4 protein-coding genes are annotated in these 3,559 nt (G+C 58.3%); 3 read left to right on the top strand and 1 reads right to left on the bottom strand.

Going from position 1 to position 3,559, the window contains the following annotated elements; genetic code table 11:
- Window positions 1-1,221, top strand: a 1,221-nt coding sequence (locus Q0D41_RS10010; RefSeq protein ID WP_294378829.1) for an MFS transporter, incomplete at its 5' end; no start/stop codon positions are given.
- Window positions 1,222-1,439: 218 nt separating this feature from the next.
- On the opposite strand, the gene Q0D41_RS10005 is transcribed toward Q0D41_RS10010, so the two are convergent.
- Window positions 1,440-2,540: a YhcG family protein gene (locus tag Q0D41_RS10005; protein ID WP_294378825.1), complete on the bottom strand. Its 1,101-nt coding sequence runs from the start codon at window positions 2,538-2,540 to the stop codon at window positions 1,440-1,442.
- A 217-nt stretch (window positions 2,541-2,757) separates the two neighbouring features.
- Here Q0D41_RS10005 and gatC point away from each other — a divergent pair, with 217 nt between their 5' ends.
- Together gatC and Q0D41_RS09995 are read left to right on the top strand one after the other, a co-directional pair.
- On the top strand, window positions 2,758-3,069 hold the full coding sequence (gene gatC / locus Q0D41_RS10000; protein ID WP_294378822.1) for an Asp-tRNA(Asn)/Glu-tRNA(Gln) amidotransferase subunit GatC: 312 nt from the start codon (window positions 2,758-2,760) through the stop codon (window positions 3,067-3,069).
- Window positions 3,069-3,559: amidase (locus Q0D41_RS09995; protein ID WP_294378818.1), on the top strand; the 491-nt coding region annotated here is incomplete at its 3' end. The genes gatC and Q0D41_RS09995, both read left to right, overlap by 1 nt.

Below are 3,559 nucleotides of genomic sequence, written 5' to 3'. Positions count from 1 at the left end.
GAGTTCTACGATAACTACTGCTATTCCATTGCGGCGGCGAGCTATTTCGGCCTCATCTTCTTCACCGACGTCGCGAAGGCGAACCCCGTCCTGGCGACGCTGCTCGCCTTCGTCACCTTCGCCGTGTCCTTTCTGGCGCGCCCGTTCGGCTCGCTTCTGTTCGGGCACTTCGGCGATCGTTTGGGTCGCAAGAAAACCCTGGTCGCAGCGCTGATGATGATGGGCATCGCAACGTTTGTCGTGGGGCTGCTCCCGGGATATGACGTTCTCGGGCCCGCGTCGGTCGTGCTTCTGTGCGTTTGCCGCGCGCTTCAGGGCGTAGGCCTTGCGGGCGAGTGGTCGGGCGCCGCGCTCGTGGCGACCGAGAATGCGCCCGCAAGCAAGCGCGCGCTCTACGGAAGCTTCCCGAACCTCGGCGCGCCGATTGGGTTTTTCTGCGCGTACGGCGTGAACCTCGTGCTCGACACCGTGCTCACGACCGACCAGATGGTCGCGTTCGGCTGGCGCATCCCGTTTTTGCTCTCCATCTTCCTCGTCGTCGTCGGCCTCGTCGTGCGCCTGCGCATGGCCGAGACGCCCGTCTTCCAGAAGGCGGCCGCCGAAGATCGCGTCTCGAAGACCCCGCTGCTCGACCTTCGCCACCATTGGAAGCGCGTCGTTTTGGGCACCTGCGCGGTGAGCATCACCTACACGCTGTTCTACCTGCTCGGCACCTGGTCGCTTTCTTACGGCGTCTCCACGCTCGGCTTCTCTCAGCCGCAGTACCTCGGCTTCGAGCTTATCGCCGTGTTCTTCTTCGCCGCGTTCATCGTGGTGGGATGCCTTTGCGCCGACCGCCGCGGCCGCAAGCCGGTGCTCGTGGTCGCAACCGCGGCAACGCTTGTGTTCGGCCTGGTGAGCCCGCTGCTTCTCGGAAGCGGCACCGTTGCGGGCGTCATGGCGTTCCTCTGCGTCGGCTTCGTGTGCATGGGCGCGGTGTTCGGCCCGTGCGGGTCGTATCTGCCCGAGCTGTTCCCCGCGAACGTGCGCTACTCGGGCGCCGGTCTTTCCTACAATCTCGCCGCGATCGTGGGCGGCGCGTTCGCCCCGACCATCGCAAGCGCGCTCGTCATGAACTTCGGCCTGGGCGCCGTGGGCCTCTATCTCGCCGGCATGGCTGTGCTCTCGCTCGTAGCGCTTCTCTTCTTCAAGGAAAGCCGCGACATGGACTACGAGCGATAGGGAATTCCAAGTGGGGCAGCGCCGTCGCAGAGTGTTGCCCCACCGCTTATCGCGTGGGCAATTCGCTACCGGCACCTAAGTCCGTCGTGCGGCAGCAACAAGATCCGCGCGATGTCCGACGGCGACGCGGCCGCGCGGGATGTATCACCTGCGCCCCTGCGGCGTCTTGTGGTACCAGCTTGCCTTCGACCGCCATTTGCAATGAGCATTTCAAGTCTTTAGCTTTCGTTGGAAGCCTCGCCGTCTAAACCATGCTGTTGCTTAAACATGAGCTTTTGGTTCTCTATTTCCGCGCGCAGCTCTTCTTCGCTTGGAAGGCAAAGCTTGTACTTCGTTGCAAACAGTTGCTTGTTATCGTGCAAGACAGAGTACTTGGCGATTGTTTCGCTCGTCTCGGAACACAAAACAATGCCCAGCGTTGGGTTGTCATCCTTCCCTCGCTTCAAATCGTCGTACATGCGCACATACATGTCCATTTGGCCAACGTCTTGGTGGGTAATCTTGCTTGCTTTGAGGTCAATCAATACAAAACACTTCAAAATGTAGTTGTAGAAAACTAGGTCAATATAAAAATCATCCAGATCGGTCTTGATATGCTGCTGGCGCGCAACGAACGCGTACCCCTTCCCGAGTTCCATTAGGAACTTCTGCAGATTGATGATAATGGCCTCCTCCAGATCGCTCTCGAGATAGTCTTTATCTTGCGGCACGCCAAGGAATTCGGCTATAACGGGATTCTTCACGAATTCGAGTCGATTGGCCTGGTACTCGGTGGTTTTCACTTCCATTTCCGCAACAACCGGCTCTTTGTTTTGCGACATGAGCAGGCGATCGTAATAGAGCGTGCTTACGTTGCGATCGAGCGTGCGCACGCTCCACCCCTGTTCGGCAGCTTCTCGCTCGTACCAATCACGAGCTTTCTTACTGGTCACCCGAAGAAGCACCAAATAATGAGACCACGAGAGAACGTTTCCAGATTGTCGCGACATCGTCGCGACAATCTCAGGATAGGTTTTGTAAAACTGAACATAACGGTATAGGTTCGATCGCGTGAATCCCTTACCGTATTTTGAGGTCAAATATTCCGCCAGCTCAGGTACTATTTTCGACCCATATTCTGCTTTCCCGTAAGAGGGGAGTTCTTCTTCGGCAATGCGCTTTCCTAGAAGCCAGTTACGTTGAACGAGCGCAACATTCACAGCCTTGCGGGAAAAAGATTGAGCCGAAACGATAATGTGCTCAGCATCGCGTGCAAGGTCGGATGTTTTCACATAGTCAATGACGGTTTCAGAAAGCGTGAGCTTCTCGTTACTTGCCATGCTTGCTGCTCCTCAATTCCAAGAATCTCGCGAATACTTATTGATTGTATACCAGGGCTTTGAAGCTTGCCGCAATGGACTGATGTCAGACCGTGAGCATTCTCAAATGCCTCTCAAATGCCGCGGCTGTTAAGAACGGGTGACTTCGCGTTCTTAACAGCCGCAATGGGCCTGTCCTTTGCTATCATTTCGGAGATATGCACGAAAGGACGCTTTCATGACCCAACATCTTACCGAACGCGATGTGCGCGATATCGCCACCTACGCGCGCATCGGGCTGACCGACGATGAGCTTGTTCAGATGACAACCGACCTGAACAACATCATCGACACCTTGAAGCCCATCACCGAATTCGACCTCGACGGCGTTAAGCCCACCTTCCACCCGATTGGAAGCCTCTCGAACGTCATGCGCGAAGACGTCGAGCGCGAAAGCTTCACGCAGGAAGTCGCGCTGGAAAACGCACCCAAGCAACAGGACGGCAGCTTTCTCATCCCGTCCATCTTGGGCGAAGGGGGCGATCGCTAATGGGCTTCACCACCGACATGGGCATCGCCGAGATTCAGGCAGGCCTGCGCGCGGGCGACTTCACGGCACGCGAGGTCGCAGAGGCAGCACTTGCGCACGTGAAGGCCGCCGACGAAAAGATCCACGCGTTTCTCGAGCTCACCGAAGAGGCCGCATTCGCCGCAGCCGAGCGCGTCGACGCTGCGATTGCCGCGGGCACCTTCGACGAACTCGGGCCGCTCGCCGGCATTCCGTGCGCCTTCAAGGACAACATGAACCAGGAGGGCACGCACACCACCTGCGCCTCTCACATGCTGGAGGACTACGTGTCCCCCTACACGGCCACGTGCGTGCAGCGCGCAATCGACGCGGGCTGCATCCCCTTAGGCAAGCTCAACATGGACGAGTTCGCCTTCGGCAGCTCCACCGAGTCCTCCGCCTTCGGCCCCACCCACAACCCGTGGGATTTGGAGCGCGTGCCGGGCGGCTCCTCGGGCGGCTCTGCCGCAGC

The sequence above is a fragment of the uncultured Slackia sp. genome (genome assembly GCF_934630525.1).
Classification (GTDB): Bacteria; Actinomycetota; Coriobacteriia; order Coriobacteriales; family Eggerthellaceae; genus Slackia.
This window is presented reverse-complemented; position numbering and strand designations above follow the sequence as displayed.

Excerpts from the sequence above, each read along its gene's own strand:
- Q0D41_RS10005 (WP_294378825.1), bottom strand. The coding sequence starts at position 2,540 with ATGGCAAGTAACGAGAAGCTCACGCTTTCTGAAACCGTCATTGACTAT.
- gatC (WP_294378822.1), top strand. The coding sequence starts at position 2,758 with ATGACCCAACATCTTACCGAACGCGATGTGCGCGATATCGCCACCTAC.